Consider the following 15,848-nt stretch of genomic DNA (forward strand, 5'->3'; position numbering starts at 1 on the left):
AACTCCATCCACGAAACGGGTTCAACGACTCATGTCCGCCATAACCCGCGACGAGGTCGCGCACCTGGCCCGGTTGTCCAGGCTGGCGCTCACCGACGACGAGCTCGACCACTACGCCACCCAGCTCGATGCCATCATCGAGTCGGTCGCGAAGGTGGCTGAGGTCGCCGCCGAGGACGTGCCGCCTTCGTCGCACGCGCTTCCGCTGACCAATGTCTTCCGTGCCGACGAGGTGCGACAGTCCCTGACGCCCGAGCAGGCCCTTTCCGGCGCTCCCGCCGTCGAGGACGACCGCTTCCGTGTGCCGCGCATCCTCGGGGAGGAGGCATGAGTCTGATCCGCAAGACCGCCGCCGAGCTGGGCGCGATGATCGCCGCGGGTGAGGTGTCGGCCGCCGAGGTGGCCGAGGCGCACCTCGACCGCATGGCCGAGGTGGAGCCCAAGGTCCAGGCGTTCCTGCACGTCGACCGGGAGACGACCCTTGAGCAGGCACGGGCGGTCGACGCCCGGCTGCGTGCGGGCGAGAAGCTCGGGCCGCTGGCCGGGGTGCCGGTCGCGCACAAGGACATCTTCGCCACCCGCGACATGCCGACCACGGCCGGGTCCAAGATCCTCGAAGGGTGGCGGCCGCCGTACGACGCGACCGTGACCGCGCGCCTGCGCGAGGCCGGGCTGGTCATCCTCGGCAAGACGAACCTCGACGAGTTCGCCATGGGCTCCTCCACGGAGAACTCCGCCTACCACCCGACCCGCAACCCGTGGGACCTGGACAGGATCCCGGGCGGCTCGTCCGGCGGGTCCAGCGCGGCCGTCGCCGCGTACGAGGCGCCGCTGTCCACCGGCACCGACACCGGCGGCTCGATCCGGCAGCCCGCCGCCGTCACCGGCATCGTGGGCATGAAGCCCACCTACGGCGGTTCGTCCCGGTACGGGCTGATCGCGTTCGCGAGCTCGCTCGACACGCCTGGGCCGTTCGCGCGGAACGTGCTCGACGCGGCGCTGCTGCAGGAGGCGTTCTCCGGGCACGACCCGATGGACTCCACGTCGGTCGACGCGCCGGTCCCGAGCGTCGTCGAGGCGGCCAGGAACCCCGACGTGTCCGGCATGCGCATCGGCGTGGTCAAGGAGTTCGCCGGCGAGGGCTACCAGCCGGGCGTGCTGGCCCGCTACCACGAGGTCGTCAAGCTGCTGGAGTCGCTGGGCGCCACGGTCGTCGAGGTGTCCTGCCCGTCGTTCACGACCGCGCTGCCGGCGTACTACCTGATCGCGCCGTCGGAGTGCTCGTCCAACCTGGCCCGCTTCGACGCCATGCGTTACGGCCTGCGCGTCGGCGACGACGGCACCCGCAGCGCCGAGGAGGTCATGGCGCTGACCAGGGCGGCCGGGTTCGGCCCCGAGGTCAAGCGGCGCATCATGCTGGGCACGTACGCGCTGTCCAGCGGCTACTACGACGCCTACTACGGCCAGGCGCAGAAGGTGCGCACGGTCATCTCGCGCGAGTTCGAGGCGGCCTACGAGCAGGTCGACGTGCTGGTCTCGCCGACCACGCCCACCACGGCGTTCCGGCTGGGCGAGCGCACCGACGACCCGATGGCGATGTACCTCGCCGACCTGTGCACCATCCCGTCCAACCTCGCGGGCAACGCGGCCATCTCGGTGCCGTGCGGCCTGGCCGACGAGGACAACCTGCCGGTCGGCCTGCAGATCATGGCCCCGGTTCTGGCCGACGACCGTTGTTACCGCGTCGGCGCCGCCGTCGAGAAGGCCCTGGAGAGCCGCTGGGGCGGCCCGCTGCTGAAGGAGGCCCCGTCGCTATGACCATGGTCTATGACGAAGCGCTCGACAGGTTCGAGCCGGTGCTCGGGCTGGAGACGCACGTCGAGCTCGGCACCAAGTCGAAGATGTTCTGCGGTTGCAAGACCACCTTCGGCGCCCCGGCCAACACCCAGGTCTGCCCGACCTGCCTGGCGCTGCCCGGCTCGCTGCCCGTGGCCAACGCCATGGCCATCGAGTCGACGATCCGCATCGGCCTGGCGCTGAACTGCTCGATCGCCGAATGGTGCCGCTTCGCCCGGAAGAACTACTTCTATCCGGACATGCCGAAGAACTACCAGATCTCCCAGTACGACGAGCCGCTCTGCTTCGACGGCTACGTCGACGTCGAGGTCAACGGCGAGACCGTGCGCATCGAGATCGAGCGCGTGCACCTGGAGGAGGACACCGGCAAGTCCACCCACGTGGGCGGCGCGACCGGCCGCATCCACGGGGCCGACTACTCGATCGTCGACTACAACCGCGCGGGCATCCCGCTGGTGGAGATCGTCACCAAGCCCATCCCGGGCACCGACCGGCTCGCGCCTGAGGTGGCCAAGGCGTACGTCACCGAGCTGCGCGAGATCATGCGCTCGCTCGGCGTGTCCGACGTGCGCATGGAGGAGGGCTCGCTGCGCTGCGACGTCAACGTCTCGCTCATGCCGCGCGGGTCGTCGGAGTGGGGCACCCGCACCGAGACCAAGAACGTCAACTCGCTGCGCAGCGTCGAGCGGGCGGTGCGCAGCGAGATCGAGCGCCAGGCGGGGGTCCTCGCCGAGGGCGGCAAGATCATCCAGGAGACGCGGCACTTCCACGAGGACACCGGCACCACCACGTCCGGGCGGTCCAAGGAGGAGGCCCAGGACTACCGGTACTTCCCGGAGCCCGACCTGGTGCCGATCGAGCCCGACCCGGCGTGGGTGGCCGAGCTGAAGGCGGCGCTGCCCGAGCTGCCGTCGGTCAAGCGCAAGCGGCTGCAGGCCGAGTGGGGTCTGTCCGACCTCGACATGCAGGCCATGCACAACGCCGACGCGATCGACCTGGTCGAGGCCACGGTCGCGGCCGGCGCCCCGGCGGCCGACGCGCGCAAGTGGTGGATGGGCGAGCTGGCGCGGCGCGCCAACGAGAGCGGCGTCGCGCTGGGCGAGCTGCCCATCACGCCGGCCCAGATCGCCAGGGTCACCGAGCTGGTGGCCTCGGGCGCGCTCAACGACAAGCTCGCCCGGGAGGTGCTCGAAGGCGTGCTGGCCGGTGAGGGCACGCCCGACGAGGTGGTCGCGGCGCGCGGTCTGCAGATCGTCAACGACGAGGGCGAGCTGTCGGCGATCATCGACCAGGTGCTGGCCGACAACGCGGACGCGGCCGAGAAGGTGCGGTCCGGGAAGATCGCCGCCGCCGGTGCGCTGGTGGGCGGCGTGATGAAGGCCAGCCGCGGCAAGGCCGACGCGGCCCGCGCCCGGCAGCTCATCCTGGAGAAGCTGGGCGTCTCGGAGTAGGTCCGGCACATCTGCGGGGCCCCCTGGTGGGCCCGCCGATCCGGACATATCGGCGGGGCCACCGAGGGGCGCGCTCGCGGGCGCCGTGCCTGCCGCGCGTCCTGCCGCGGGAAGGCGGGTCCCAAGAACCACCGGGCGACGTTCCCGGTGGGCGGGCCGGTCAGTCCTCGCGTGACACGGGTGTGACCGCATCGACGCCCCGGCGTGCCATCAGCCGCCGAAACACCGGCGTGAGCAGCGCGAGCAGGGCCAGGGCGAGGAGCACGGCGGCGATCGGGCTGCGGACCAGCACGCTGACGTCGCCCGCGCCGATGGCGAGCGCGCGGCGGAGCTGGATCTCCGCCATCGGTCCGAGGATCATGCCGATCACCGCGGGCGCGACGGGCAGGCCGAAGCGGCGCATGGAGAACCCGAGCAGACCGAGGACGTACAGGACGAACAGGTCCACGACGGTGCCGTTCAGGGCGTAGACGCCGAGCGCGGCGAACAGCACGATCCCGGCGTACAGGTACGGCCGGGGGATGCGCAGGACGCGGGCCCACAGGGGAGCCAGCGGCAGGTTCAGCACCAGCAGCATCGTGTTGCCGACGAACAGCGACGCGATCATCGCCCACACCAGGGCCGGGTTGTGGTCGAAGAGCTGAGGGCCGGGCTGCAGGCCGTACTGCTGGAAGGCGGCCAGCAGGATGGCGGCCGTGGCCGACGTGGGCAGGCCCAGCGTGAGCAGCGGGACCAGGGTCCCGGCGGCCGAGGCGTTGTTGGCCGCCTCCGGGCCCGCGACGCCCTCGATGGCGCCCCTGCCGTACTCCTCCTTGGCCACGCCCTTGGCCAGGCGTTTCTCGGCCGCGTACGACAGGAACGTGGGGATCTCCGCGCCGCCGCCGGGCAGCGCGCCGAACGGGAACCCGAGCGCGGTCCCGCGCAGCCACGGCAACCAGGAGCGCCGCCAGTCGGCGCGGCCCATCCACGCCCGGCCCACGGGCACCACCTCGGGCGCGGCGTGGCGCAGCCGGGAGGCCACGTACAGGGCCTCGCCCACCGCGAACAGGCCGACCGCGACGATCACCACGTCGATGCCGTCGAGCAGCTGGGGGACGCCCAGCGTGAGCCGCGCCTGACCGGTCTGCTGGTCGATGCCGATCAGCCCGATCACCAGCCCCAGCCCCAGGGAGGCCAGCCCGCGCACGACCGAGCGGGACAACACCGACGACACGGCGGTGAAGGCCAGGATCGCCAGCGCGAAGTAGTCCTCGGGGCCGAACGAGATCGCGAAGCTCACCACGGCGGGCGCGGCCACCACCAGCAGCGCGGTGGCGATCGTGCCCGCCACGAACGACCCGACGGCCGCCGTGGCCAGGGCCTGCGCCGCCCGTCCGCGCCTGGCCATCTTGTTGCCCTCCAGAGCGGTGATCATGGAGGACGACTCGCCCGGCGTGTTGAGCAGGATGGAGGTGGTCGAGCCGCCGTACATGCCGCCGTAGTAGATGCCGGCGAACATGATGAACGCGCTGGCCGGCGGCACGGTGAAGGTGATCGGCAACAACAGCGCCACGGTCATCGCGGGCCCGATGCCGGGCAGCACGCCGACCAGGGTGCCGAGGGTGACGCCGATCAGGGCGTACAGGAGGTTGACGGGGGTGAGGGCGGCGGCGAAGCCGTCCATCAGGAGGTCGATCGAGCCCATCTCAGATCACCCCGCCGAGCGGGCCGGCCGGCAGCGAGACGCCGAGGCCCTTGACGAACAGCAGGTACGTCGTCACGCCGAGGACCACGGCCACCACGGCGGCCCGCACCTTGTGCTCGGCCCCGAGCACGACCGACAGGCCGAAGAACAGCAGGCTCGCGCCGATGACCCAGCCGAGCACGTCGAGCAGCGCGGCGAAGGCCAGGAAGACGCCGCTGACCAGGCCGACGCTGCGCCAGTCGGTGGGCGCGTCCGCGTCCACGTCCTCGCTCTCCTCGGGGTCGCCGGCGCCGCCGCGCAGCACGTCGATCACGTAGAACAGGCCGATCAGCACCATGGCCGCGCCGACCAGCATGGGGAAGAAGCGCGGCCCGAGGCCGAGCTGGGAGGCAGCGGCCGAGACGTCGAGCGTGCCGACCATCACGAACACGCCCAGCCCGAGCACCACGACCGCCAGCCCGAGTTCGGGCCGCCACCGGCGAGCCATCAGGACACGAGCCCCATTTCGGCGATGATGCCCTTGACCTTGGTCTCCTCGGACTTCAGGTAGTCGGCGAACTGCTGCCCGGTCTGGAAGGAGTCGATCCAGCCGTTCTTGGCGACGGCGTCCTTCCACGGCTGGGAGTCGTGCATCTTGGTCACCAGGTCGGTGAGGGACTTCTTGGCGGCGTCGTCCAGGCCGCCGGGGGCGACGAAGCCGCGCCAGTTGGCCAGCTCGACGTCCAGGCCGCCCTCCTTCAGCGTCGGCGCGTCGAGGCCGGCGACGCGCGAGCCGCTGCTGACGGCCAGCGCCCGCAGCTTGCCGGACTTCACGTGCTCGGCGAACTCGCCGACGCCCGAGATGCCCGCGCTGACCTTGCTGCCCAGCAGCGCGTTGAGCGCCTCGCCGCCGCCGGAGTGGGCGATGTAGTTGACCTGCTTGGGGTCCACGCCCGCGGCCTTGGCCATCAGCCCGGCCACGATGTGGTCGGTGCCGCCCGCCGAGCCGCCCGCGACGGAGACCTTCGCCGGGTCGGCCTTCCACGCGGCGACCAGGTCGGCCAGCGTCTTGAACGGGGAGTCGGCCGGGACCACGACGATCTCGTACTCCTCGGTCAGCTTGGCGATGGGGGTGGTCTCGGCCAGGGTGACCTTCGACTTGTTCTGCTCGATCGCGCCCACCATGACCAGGCCCATGGTCATCAGCAGGTTGCCGTTGCCCTTCTCGCCGGCGAGCTGGGCCAGGCCGATCGTGCCGCCCGCGCCCGGCACGTTGTAGACCTCGACCTTGCGCTTGGGGTCGGCCGTCTTGAGCGCCTGCTCGGCGGTGCGGGCGGTCTGGTCCCAGCCGCCGCCGGCCGCCGCGGGGGCCATGATCCGCAGGGAGCCGTCGCCGCCGGAGGCGCCGGTCTCGGCGCAGCCGGACAGGGCGGCGACGGAGAGTGCCGCCAGGGCGGCGGCGAATACGCGCAAGCGCATGATCACTCCAGTGGGGGATTCGCACAGTCGTTGGCCTGCGATGGTGATGCCCGTTCCCCGCCCGGTCGAGGCTTTGGGCGGTTGCCGTCATAGTGGTCGTATTGGTCGCGACCTGGCCGTGACCTGGCTTTGTTTCCATGTGGGCGTGCGCAGGGTTACCGACGCCCCCCTCGGCACCCAGTTGTTCGTGCTCCAGATGGTGATCGTGCTGCTCGCCGTCGGCGGCACGGCAGGCGTGTGGGCGGGGCACACGAGGGAGCAGCTCGACGCGCTGCACCAGCAGCGCGCCCTGGCCATCGCCCAGTCGGTGGCCGCCCTTCCGCAGGTCCGCGACGCCTTCCGGCTGGAGAACCCGGAGTCGGTGCTGCAACCGCTGGCGCTCAGCGTCCAGCACGAGACCGGAGCCGACTACGTGGCCATCGCCAACGCCGAGCAGAAGCGCTACGCCCATCCCAACGCCGCCCTGATCGGCAAGCGGCTGTCCACCGACGGCACCGCGGTCCTGCGTACGGGCCGCAGCTGGGTCGGCACCGAGACGGGCACGATCGGCACCACGGTCCGCGGCAAGACCCCCATCCGCGACGAATACGGCAACGTCATCGGCCTGGTGTCGGTCGGCGTGCTGCAGACCACGGTCACCGGCCAGCTCGGCGGCGCGCTGCCGCCGCTGATCTGGACCGCGCTGGCCGTGCTGCTGGCCGGCCTGGCGCTGGCCGCGCTGATCACCGCCCGGGTGCGCAGGCAGACGTTCGGGCTGGAGCCGCGCGAGATCGCCGCGCTGCTGGAGCAGCGCGAGGGCGTGCTGCACGGCGTGAAGGAGGGCGTGCTGGCCCTCGACCTGGCCGGGCGGGTCACGCTGGTCAACGACGCGGCCCGCGACCTGCTCGGCGACCTCGGGACCGACGTGACGCGCATGCCGGTCTCCGAGCGCATGCGCGACGTGCTGACCGGCGCCGACCCGGGCGAGGACCGCGTGGTGCTGCACGGCGAGCGCGTGCTGGTGCTCAACAGGACCCCGGTCGCGGTACGCGGCCGGCACCGCGGCTGGGTCGTCACCCTGCGCGACCGCACCGAGCTGGTCCGCCTGGCCCGCGAGCTGGACGACACCAGCAGCGCGACCGAGGCCCTGCGCGCCCAGGCCCACGAGTTCGCCAACCGCATGCACACCGTCGTCGGCCTGCTGGAGCTCGGCGAGCACGAGGCCGCGATCGGCTTCATCACCCGCACCACGGCCGGCGCGTACGCCACCGGCCTGCGCGAACGCGTCCAGGACCCCACGCTGGCCGCGCTGCTGCTGGCCAAGTCGGCCGAGGCGGCCGAGCGCGGGGCGCGGCTGGTGCTGGCGGAGGACTCCGCCGTGCCGGAGGGCGCGCTCGGCGACCCGCAGGACGCCGTCCTGGTGGTGGGGAACCTGGTCGCCAACGCGATCGACGCGCTCGACGGCGCGGGCGGCACGATCGAGGTCTCGGTCGTGGCCGACGCCGAGGGCCTGCACGTCCGCGTCGGCGACTCCGGGCCCGGCATCACGCCCGAGCTGGTGGAGGAGGTCTTCAGGGAGGGGTTCACGACGAAGGCCGCCCTGTCGGGGCCGCGCGGCCTGGGCCTGGCGCTGACCCGGCAGGCGTGCCTGCGCCGCGGCGGCTGGGTACGGGTGCGCAACGCCGGCGGCGCCGTCTTCACCGCCCTGCTGCCCGCCGAGGCCCGCGCGTGAACGACGTACGGGTCCTCGTGGTGGACGACGACTTCATGGTCGCCCGCATCCACGGCGGTTACGTCTCGCGCGTGCCCGGCTTCGAGGTCGTCGCCGTGGCGCACACCGGGGCCGACGCGCTCGCCGCCGTGGCCGAGCTCCGGCCCGACCTGGTCCTGCTCGACATCTACCTGCCCGACATGTCGGGCCTGGAGGTGCTCAAGGCCATCGACGACGTGGACGTCCTGATGATCAGCGCGGCCCGCGACGTCGCCACGGTCCGGGAGGCCATGCGCGGCGGCGCGGTCAACTACCTGATCAAGCCGTTCACCGCCGCCGCGCTCACCGAACGCCTGCGCCAGTACGCCGACACCCGCAGACGGCTCACCGCCATCGGCCCCCAGGCCCGCCAGGACGACGTCGACCGGCTGTTCGGCGCGCCCAAGCAGCCCGTCCCGGTGCCCAAGGGCCTGTCGCCGGCCACCTGCGCGCTGGTGGCGCAGGCGCTGCGCGAGGCCGGAGGCGACCTGTCGGCGGCCGAGACGGCCGAGCTCACGGGCCTGTCGAGGGTGAGCGCGCGCCGGTACCTGGAGCACCTGTGCGCCTCGGGCCGGGCCGAGCTCCACCCCAGGTACGGCACCGCCGGACGGCCGGAACATCGCTACCGGTGGCTAGGTTGACACACTTCCGTATTCGTTTCTGGTGACATAGTCGGATACTCGTGCCTTACTGTTGCCTGAGACTTGGCTGCGGACCGGGAGGAGATTGAGGCGTGCGAAACGCCGGACCGATCGAATCACCGACCGACCCGTTCGCCTCGGTGCCGATGCCCACGTCGGGTGTCTCCAAGAAGCCGCGGATCGAAGGATTACCTCCGGGCGTGTCCCGTGACATCTTCGGCCCGCAGGACCAGCAGGAGCCCCGGCCGGCCCCAGGACCGAGCGCGCCCGGCGGTCAGACCGGCGGCGCGCTGCCACCGAAGGCGCCGCCCGCGCAGCCATGGCCCATGAAGGACAAGGACCCCGCCGGGCCCGCCCCCGTGTTCGGCGGCAGCGGCGGCGACCGGTCGCCCGCCTTCGAGCCGGAGCCCGTCCGCCGGCGCCGCCTGCTGCCCGGGGTGCTGGTGCTGGTGCTCGTCCTGGCCACGCTGGCGTACGTGGTGCCGGCCGTGATGATGTCGGGGGCCGTGCTGCGCGGCACCCGGGTGGGCGGCGTGGAGATCGGCGGCCTGACCGTCACCCAGGCGGCCGACAAGTTGCGCACCGAGCTGGGCCCCAGGCTCAGCCGGCCGGTCACGGTGAACATCAACGGCAAGAAGGACACCGTCCAGCCCGACGAGGCCGGCCTCGAACTCGACGTGGTCGGCACCATCGGGCAGGCCCCCAGCGGCTTCCCCGGCCCTGTCGAGGTCTGGCGCGGCCTGACCGGCACGACCGACGTCCCACCCAAGATCACTATCGACTCCTCCCAGCTCACCAGGACCGTCGAGGGCCTGGCCGAAGGCGTGGACAAGCAGGCCCGCGAGGGCAGGGTGACCTTCTCGGGGCTGGAGCCCAAGGCCCGCATGCCCGAGGACGGCGTGCTCCTCGACCGCGACGACGCCGTGCGCCGGATCGGCGAGGCGTTCCTGCGCGGCGGCGGCGCCGTGGTGCTCTCCATGCGCCCGGCCAAGCCCGTCACCTCGGCCGAGAGCGTCGAGTCGGCCCTGGCCGCGGCCAGGAAGGCCGTCTCCGCGCCCGTCACGCTGACCCTGGCCGGCAAGCAGGCCCAGCTCACCCCGGCCATGATCGCCGCCCACCTGACCTACGTGCCGGGCGACGACGGCGCGCTCGTCCCCCAGTTCGACGCGGAGGCCGCGCTCGCGCCGGTGGAGAACAGCCTCGTGGACGCCACCCAGCAGCCGCGCGACGCGACGTACCAGATCGTCGGCGACAAGCCGGTGCTGGTGCCCGCCCGCAAGGGCCGGGGCGTGAACGCCAAGCTGCTGGCCCGCGACGTCGAGAAGCTGCTCACCGCCGCGGGCCCGCGGACCGTGGAGGTCAAGCTGGGCGTGGTCACCCCCGAGGTCACCACGAGCCAGATCCGCGGCCTCGGCATCAAGGAGAACGTCGGCACGTTCACCACGTCCTTCGACTGCTGCCCGCCGCGCGTCACCAACATCCGCCGCATGGCCCAGCAGCTGGACGGCAGGCTGGTCAAGCCGGGCGAGACGCTCTCGCTCAACGAGGCGACCGGCGAGCGCACGGTCGAGGACGGCTACGTCCGGGCCGGCCAGATCGTCGGCGGCCGGATGGTCGACATCGTCGGCGGCGGCGTCTCCCAGTTCGCCACCACCATGTACAACGCGGTCTTCCTCGGCGGCTTCGACCTGGTCGAGCACGAGCCCATGGACTACTACGCGCCCTCCTACCCGGCCGGGCGCGACGTGGCGCTGCTCTACCCCGACCGCGACCTCAAGTGGCGCAACGACTCCGAGTACGGCGTGCTGATCAAGACCGCCACCACCGCCACGACGGTCAGCGTCACCCTGTGGAGCACCAAGCGGTACGACAAGGTCGAGGCGGTCGAGTCCGAGCGGCGCGACTTCAAGCCGTTCGGCCGGGCGACCAGCGACGAGCCGGGCTGCGTGCCCGCCGCCGGCCAGCAGGGCTTCACGATCGACGTCACCCGCGTGTTCCACAAGGGCGGCGAGATCGTGAAGAAGGACAAGAAGCTGGTCACCAAGTACCGGCCGCAGACCGCGCTCACCTGCGGCACGGCCGGCTAGGACGTGGCGACCGCCAGGATGCGGTCGTCACCCGGACGCGGTGAGCCCCGGCCGTCCTTGTTGCTGGTGCTCACCCACAGGCCGCCGCCGGGCGCCGCGGTGACCGCGCGCAGCCTGCCGTAGCGGCCGGCGTAGCGGGCCAAGGGCGTGCCCGGCGCGCCGTCCCGGGCCAGCGGCACCTGCCACAGCCGCTGGCCGCGCAGCGTGCCCACCCACAGCGCGCCGTCCGCGTACGCCATGCCGGACGGCGACGCCTCACCGGTGGACCAGGTGACGATGGGGTTGACGAACCGGGCGTCGTTGCCCTTGCCCTCGACCACCGGCCAGCCGTAGTTGGCGCCCGGCCGGACCAGGTTGATCTCGTCGTAGGTGTTGGCGCCGAACTCGGAGGCGTACAGGCGGCCCGCGGTGTCCCAGGCCAGGCCCTGGACGTTGCGGTGGCCGTAGCTGTAGACGAGCGTGCCGAACGGGTTGCCGGGGGCGGGGGCGCCGTCCACGGTCAGGCGCAGGATCTTGCCGCCGAGCGAGTCGCGCCGCTGGGCCAGGCCGCGGTCGCCGGTCTCGCCGGTGGTGGCGTACAGGTAGCCGTCGGGGCCGAAGGCGAGCCGGCCGCCGTTGTGGATGCCGCCCTTGGGGATGCCCTGGACGAGGAGCCGCTCGTCGCCGAGGCCGTCGTCGCCGAGCCGGTAGCGGACGATCCGGTTGTCCTGCTCGGCGGTGTAGTACAGGAAGACCTGCCGGTCCTTGACCGCCACGCCCAGCAGGCCGCCCTCGCCGCCGGGCCGCGCCGCGCCGATCTGGGCGACCTCGGTGACCTTGCCCGCGGGGGTGACGCGCAGCAGCCTGGCCGTGTCCCGCTCGGTGACCAGGGCGTCCCCGCCGGGCAGGAACGCGATCGCCCACGGGACGGCCAGACCGGTCGCCACGTCCGCGGGAGCGCGGGGCGCCCTGGCCGCCGGGACCGAGGCCGCCGGGGTAGAGGGCGGCGGGTCCGTGGCTGCCGGGTTCGTGGCCGGCGGCGCCTGGCCGCCGGCCGAGCAGGCGGCGAGCGCGGCCAGGAGCACGATCGTCCAGAGCTTCCTCATGTGTTCCATACTTCCCCGCGGGTCGTAAGGTTCTCGGCATGATGATCTGGGTTCCGTCCGAAGCGGCGGCGGATGTCCTGTCTGACATTCCGGGCGTCGAATGCGCTGTTTACGATGGTTCGGCCATGCCGGACGGCATCGAGGACGTCGAGGTCTGGATCCCGCCGCTGGTCGTGGTGCCCGACGTGCCGGGGACGCTGGCGCGGATGCGCTCGCTGCGGCTGGTGCAGACCGTCACCGCGGGGGTGGAGCCGTACCGGCCGCACCTGCCCGAGGGGGTGGTGCTGTGCAACGCCCGCGGCGTGCACGACGCCGGCACCGCCGAGTGGGCGGTCGGCGCGATGATCGCGGTGCTCAGGGAGTTCCCCGGGTTCGCCGACGCCCAGCGCCGCGGCGAGTGGACCTACCACCACACCGGCGTGCTGGCCGACTCCACCGTGCTCATCGTCGGCCACGGGTCCATCGGCGCGGCGGTCGAGCGGCGGCTGAGCGGCTTCGAGGTCGAGGTCGTCCGGGTGGCCAGGAGCGCGCGCGAGGGCGTGCACGCCATGGAGGAGCTGCCCGCGCTGCTGCCGTCGGCCGACGTCGTGGTCCTGCTCGTGCCCGCCACGTCCGACACCGCGGGCATGGTCGACGCCGCCTTCCTGGCCCGGATGAAGGACGGCGCCGTCCTGGTCAACGCGGCCAGGGGCGGCGTGGTCGACACCGAAGCCCTGATCGCCGAGCTCAAAACCGGTAGGCTACGCGCCGCGCTCGACGTCACCGCGCCCGAGCCGCTGCCGCAGGGCCACCCCCTTTGGAGCGCTCCGGGCGTGCTGATCACGCCGCACATCGCGGGCAGCACCCCCGCCTCCGTACGGCGCACGCTCCGGCTGATCCGCGAGCAGCTCGGGCGCTACCTCGCAGGTGAAGAGTTGATCAACGTCATTACCGACTCGTATTGAGAGGATCCCGGAACGTGGCTGGTCCGTGACCTTTCGTGCGTACGGTGGCGTCTGCAGGGAGTTCCTGACTCGCTGTCAAGGAACTCTTGGCGGAAATTGGTCTGTGTGGTTATCAGATCGGTGACGACATCGGCGTTGTCACCACCCGCGCATCCGCGACCGCACACACTGGCGATGTGAGCGCCGGGCTTCGGCGGTCACTGGTGCAGGGTTCAAGACAGGATGGGCAACGACTGTGATCCGCTGGCGTGATCCACGGGCGCCGCTGGCCGCCGCAGGGGCGGCCGGAGTGGTGGCGTTCGCCGCCGCGCTCCTCGCGGGCGGGCCGGCCGTGCTGACCGGTGCCGTGGCCGGCGGCGTGGCGGCCCTGGCCGCCGCCGCCTCGCTGCTGGTGGCCTCGGTCAGGTCGGCCGAACACCGCTCGATGGCGATGGCCGCGCGCTGGATGGGCGGCGGCGCCGTCGTGTGGCTCGCCGGCGTGGCGCTCCGCGCGGTCGCCACCAGCTTCGTCGTCAGCTTCGCCGACCTGTTCGTCCTGCTCGGCACCGTGATCATCGCGGGCGGCGCGCTGATCGCCGCCGACCGCAGGTTCCCGGCCAAGGTCGTGTTGAGGCATCTCACGGACGCGTACCTGTGCGCGGCCTCGCTCTTCCTCATCGGCTGGGTGGTGGCGCTGCGCCACTACTACGAGGACGCGGGCGACGCGCCCACGTTCACCTTCGCCATGGTGCCGCCGATGATCGCGTTGCTCGTCACCTGCGGAGTGATCCCCTCGGTGCTCACCAGCCGGGCCGGCTCGTGGCTGCTCGGCCTGGCCGGGGTGGGCGTGCTGGCCACCATGACCGTGGGCGGGCTGTCGGCCGCCATGGCCCGCCTGGCCGGCGACCCGCCGCCCATGTGGACCGTCATGCTCGTGCCCGTCGCGCTGCTGCTGCTGGCCGCCGTGCCCTGGGGGCCGCGGGCGCGGCCGGTCGCCGGTCCCGTCGTGCGCAACGTGGTCGCGATGATGCCGCTGGCGCTCGTCGCCGTGGCCGCCTGCACGCTGCTCGCCCACCTGGCCGGCTCCCGGGCCGCGCAGCCGGTGACCGGCGTCGTGGTGGTCGCGGTCTCCGTGGTGCTGCTCCTGCTCGTCCGCCTGTTCGTGCTCTCGGCGGCGTCCATCCGGCTGCGCGGCCTGGTCTCGCTGGGCGAGCGGCAGCTCAGGGAGCTGGCCGAGAGCACCGGCGACGTGGTGCTGCTGTGCGACTACGAGGGCGTCGTCCACGAGATCGGCGCCGGCGTCGAGGTCACGTACGGCTATCCGCCCGACGACCTGGTCGGCGGCTCGATCTTCGACTACATCCACCCCGAGGACGTCCCGGGCATCCAGGCCGCGATGCGCGCCATGACCACCGACGAGGAGGGCGCCGCGCCGGGCGCCTGCATGATCGCCTGCCGGGTGCGCGCCGCCGACGGCACCTGGCGGCCCACCGAGTCCGTCGCCACCCGCCACATCGGCGGCGACGACCTCATGCTCGTCACCACCCGCGACGTCAGCGACCAGGAGGCCCTGCGCAACCAGGTCGCCCACCTGACCTTCCACGACGGCGTCACCGGGCTGCCCAACCGCGCCTACTTCGAGGAGCGCACCCGCGAGGTGCTGTCCGGCCGCACGTCCGGCAACGTCGCGGTGATCTTCCTCGACCTCGACGGGTTCACCTCGGTCAACGACTCGGTGGGGCACGCCAGCGGCGACTACCTGCTCGGCCAGGCCGCCCGCCGGCTGCGCGGGGCCGTCCGCGCCGACGACACGCTGGCCCGGTGGGGCGGCGACGAGTTCGCCGTGCTCGTGGAGACCGGCGGCGACGCCCAGATGGCCGTGGACATGGCCGAGCGCCTGGTACGCGCGGTCTCCCAGGAGCCGTTCCGGGTCGCCGACCGCGACGTGGCGCTGACCGCGAGCGTCGGCGTCGCCTTCACCGAGGACGGCCTGCCCGCCGGCGACCTCATGCGCAACGCCGATGTGGCCATGGCGCGTTCCAAGGAGCTGGGCGGGCGGCGGGTCGAGGTGTTCGCCGCGCAGATGCACGCCGACGTGGTGCGCCGCCTGGAGCTGGCCGCCGACCTGCAGCGGGCGCTCATCGAGCAGCAGTTCGCCATCGAGTACCAGCCCGTGGTCGACCTGGCCACGTCCCGGGTGACCGCGGTCGAGGCGCTGGTGCGGTGGTGGCGCGGCTCGGTGTTCGTGCCGCCCGAGCAGTTCCTCGGCCCGGCCGAGGACACCGGCCTGATCGTGCCGCTGAGCGAGTGGATCCTGCGCGAGGCGTGCCGCGAGGTGGCGTCCTGGCGGGCCTCGTCCTGGGACATCGGGCTGTCGCTCAACCTGTCGGCCCGGCAGATCACCGCGCCCCGCTTCGTCGAGACCGTCGAGCAGGCGCTGGCCGAGAGCGGCCTGCCCGCCTCCGCGCTCACCCTTGAGGTGATCGAGGAGATGCTCGTCGAGGACGCCGAGGAGACCATCAGGCGGCTGTCGGAGCTGCGCGCGCTGGGCGTGCGGCTGGCGATCGACGACTTCGGCACCGGCTACGCCTCGCTGGCCTTCCTCAGGCAGCTCCCGGTCGACATGATCAAGATCGACCCGTCGTTCGTGTCGGGCCTGGGCCGGGACGACACGCTGACCCTGCTCACCCGTACGATCGTGCGGCTCGGCCACGACCTCGGGCTCACCGTGGTGGCCGAGGGCATCGAACGGCCCGAGCAGCTGGAGCTGCTGCGCGAGATGGGCTGCACCAGGGGGCAGGGTTTCCTGGTGGCGCGTCCCATGGCGGCCCGCGGCGTGGACAGCCTCATGCGGACGAGTCTCACCGTTTGAGACTCGCGTCCCGCCAAGTTGACATCGGGGCGTTCTGAGCGGCTATGGTGTAAGCCATGCT

The 15,848-nt window shown here is 72.5% G+C and carries 12 protein-coding genes; 8 read left to right on the forward strand and 4 right to left on the reverse strand.

What is annotated here, in order from left to right; translation table 11 throughout:
- The first annotated feature begins 31 nt into the window (after positions 1 to 31).
- Genes gatC through gatB form a run of 3 tightly spaced genes read left to right on the forward strand, consistent with a single transcriptional unit; the run spans position 32 to position 3,308 of the window.
- Positions 32 to 331, forward strand: coding sequence for an Asp-tRNA(Asn)/Glu-tRNA(Gln) amidotransferase subunit GatC (gatC, locus tag ACFYYW_RS34710; RefSeq protein ID WP_101787882.1), 300 nt, complete (start codon positions 32 to 34; stop codon positions 329 to 331).
- The gene (gene gatA / locus ACFYYW_RS34715) at positions 328 to 1,818 is read left to right on the forward strand and encodes an Asp-tRNA(Asn)/Glu-tRNA(Gln) amidotransferase subunit GatA (protein ID WP_352318951.1); all 1,491 of its coding nucleotides are present in this window, start codon (positions 328 to 330) and stop codon (positions 1,816 to 1,818) included. Before gatC ends, gatA begins: the two co-directional genes overlap by 4 nt.
- A 2-nt stretch (positions 1,819 to 1,820) precedes the next feature.
- The gene (gene gatB / locus ACFYYW_RS34720; RefSeq protein WP_364412750.1) at positions 1,821 to 3,308 is read left to right on the forward strand and encodes an Asp-tRNA(Asn)/Glu-tRNA(Gln) amidotransferase subunit GatB; all 1,488 of its coding nucleotides are present in this window, start codon (positions 1,821 to 1,823) and stop codon (positions 3,306 to 3,308) included.
- Positions 3,309 to 3,468: 160 nt separating this feature from the next.
- Here gatB and ACFYYW_RS34725 read toward each other — a convergent pair whose 3' ends face one another.
- The 3 genes from ACFYYW_RS34725 to ACFYYW_RS34735 are packed head-to-tail and all read right to left on the reverse strand — an operon-like array spanning position 3,469 to position 6,450.
- Positions 3,469 to 4,992, reverse strand: a complete 1,524-nt coding sequence (locus ACFYYW_RS34725) for a tripartite tricarboxylate transporter permease (protein ID WP_364412725.1) — start codon at positions 4,990 to 4,992, stop codon at positions 3,469 to 3,471.
- 1 nt (position 4,993) lies between these two features.
- The gene (locus ACFYYW_RS34730; RefSeq protein WP_352352222.1) at positions 4,994 to 5,479 is read right to left on the reverse strand and encodes a tripartite tricarboxylate transporter TctB family protein; all 486 of its coding nucleotides are present in this window, start codon (positions 5,477 to 5,479) and stop codon (positions 4,994 to 4,996) included.
- Complete coding sequence (locus ACFYYW_RS34735) at positions 5,479 to 6,450, reverse strand: tripartite tricarboxylate transporter substrate binding protein (RefSeq protein ID WP_352318957.1); 972 nt, start codon at positions 6,448 to 6,450, stop codon at positions 5,479 to 5,481. Before ACFYYW_RS34735 ends, ACFYYW_RS34730 begins: the two co-directional genes overlap by 1 nt.
- A 145-nt stretch (positions 6,451 to 6,595) precedes the next feature.
- Here ACFYYW_RS34735 and ACFYYW_RS34740 point away from each other — a divergent pair, with 145 nt between their 5' ends.
- The 3 genes from ACFYYW_RS34740 (at position 6,596) to ACFYYW_RS34750 (ending at position 10,907) form a co-directional block, all read left to right on the forward strand.
- Positions 6,596 to 8,161: a sensor histidine kinase gene (locus ACFYYW_RS34740; protein ID WP_352318958.1), complete on the forward strand. Its 1,566-nt coding sequence runs from the start codon at positions 6,596 to 6,598 to the stop codon at positions 8,159 to 8,161.
- Complete coding sequence (locus ACFYYW_RS34745) at positions 8,158 to 8,820, forward strand: response regulator (RefSeq protein WP_352318960.1); 663 nt, start codon at positions 8,158 to 8,160, stop codon at positions 8,818 to 8,820. Before ACFYYW_RS34740 ends, ACFYYW_RS34745 begins: the two co-directional genes overlap by 4 nt.
- A gap of 200 nt (positions 8,821 to 9,020) precedes the next feature.
- The gene (locus tag ACFYYW_RS34750) at positions 9,021 to 10,907 is read left to right on the forward strand and encodes a VanW family protein (RefSeq protein ID WP_352318962.1); all 1,887 of its coding nucleotides are present in this window, start codon (positions 9,021 to 9,023) and stop codon (positions 10,905 to 10,907) included.
- Here the strand turns inward: ACFYYW_RS34750 and ACFYYW_RS34755 are convergent.
- The gene (locus tag ACFYYW_RS34755; protein WP_387655193.1) at positions 10,904 to 11,992 is read right to left on the reverse strand and encodes a PQQ-dependent sugar dehydrogenase; all 1,089 of its coding nucleotides are present in this window, start codon (positions 11,990 to 11,992) and stop codon (positions 10,904 to 10,906) included. The genes ACFYYW_RS34750 and ACFYYW_RS34755 overlap by 4 nt on opposite strands.
- A gap of 125 nt (positions 11,993 to 12,117) precedes the next feature.
- Between ACFYYW_RS34755 and ACFYYW_RS34760 the strand changes: the two genes are divergently transcribed.
- Together ACFYYW_RS34760 and ACFYYW_RS34765 are read left to right on the forward strand one after the other, a co-directional pair.
- Positions 12,118 to 12,936 carry a 2-hydroxyacid dehydrogenase gene (locus ACFYYW_RS34760; RefSeq protein WP_387655196.1) on the forward strand — a complete coding sequence of 273 codons (819 nt, stop codon included), beginning with the start codon at positions 12,118 to 12,120 and terminating at the stop codon, positions 12,934 to 12,936.
- A gap of 235 nt (positions 12,937 to 13,171) precedes the next feature.
- Positions 13,172 to 15,787, forward strand: coding sequence for a putative bifunctional diguanylate cyclase/phosphodiesterase (locus ACFYYW_RS34765; protein ID WP_387655199.1), 2,616 nt, complete (start codon positions 13,172 to 13,174; stop codon positions 15,785 to 15,787).
- Positions 15,788 to 15,848 lie beyond the last annotated feature (61 nt).

Source organism: Nonomuraea sp. NPDC001831, assembly GCF_042892035.1.
Taxonomy (GTDB): Bacteria; Actinomycetota; Actinomycetes; order Streptosporangiales; family Streptosporangiaceae; genus Nonomuraea.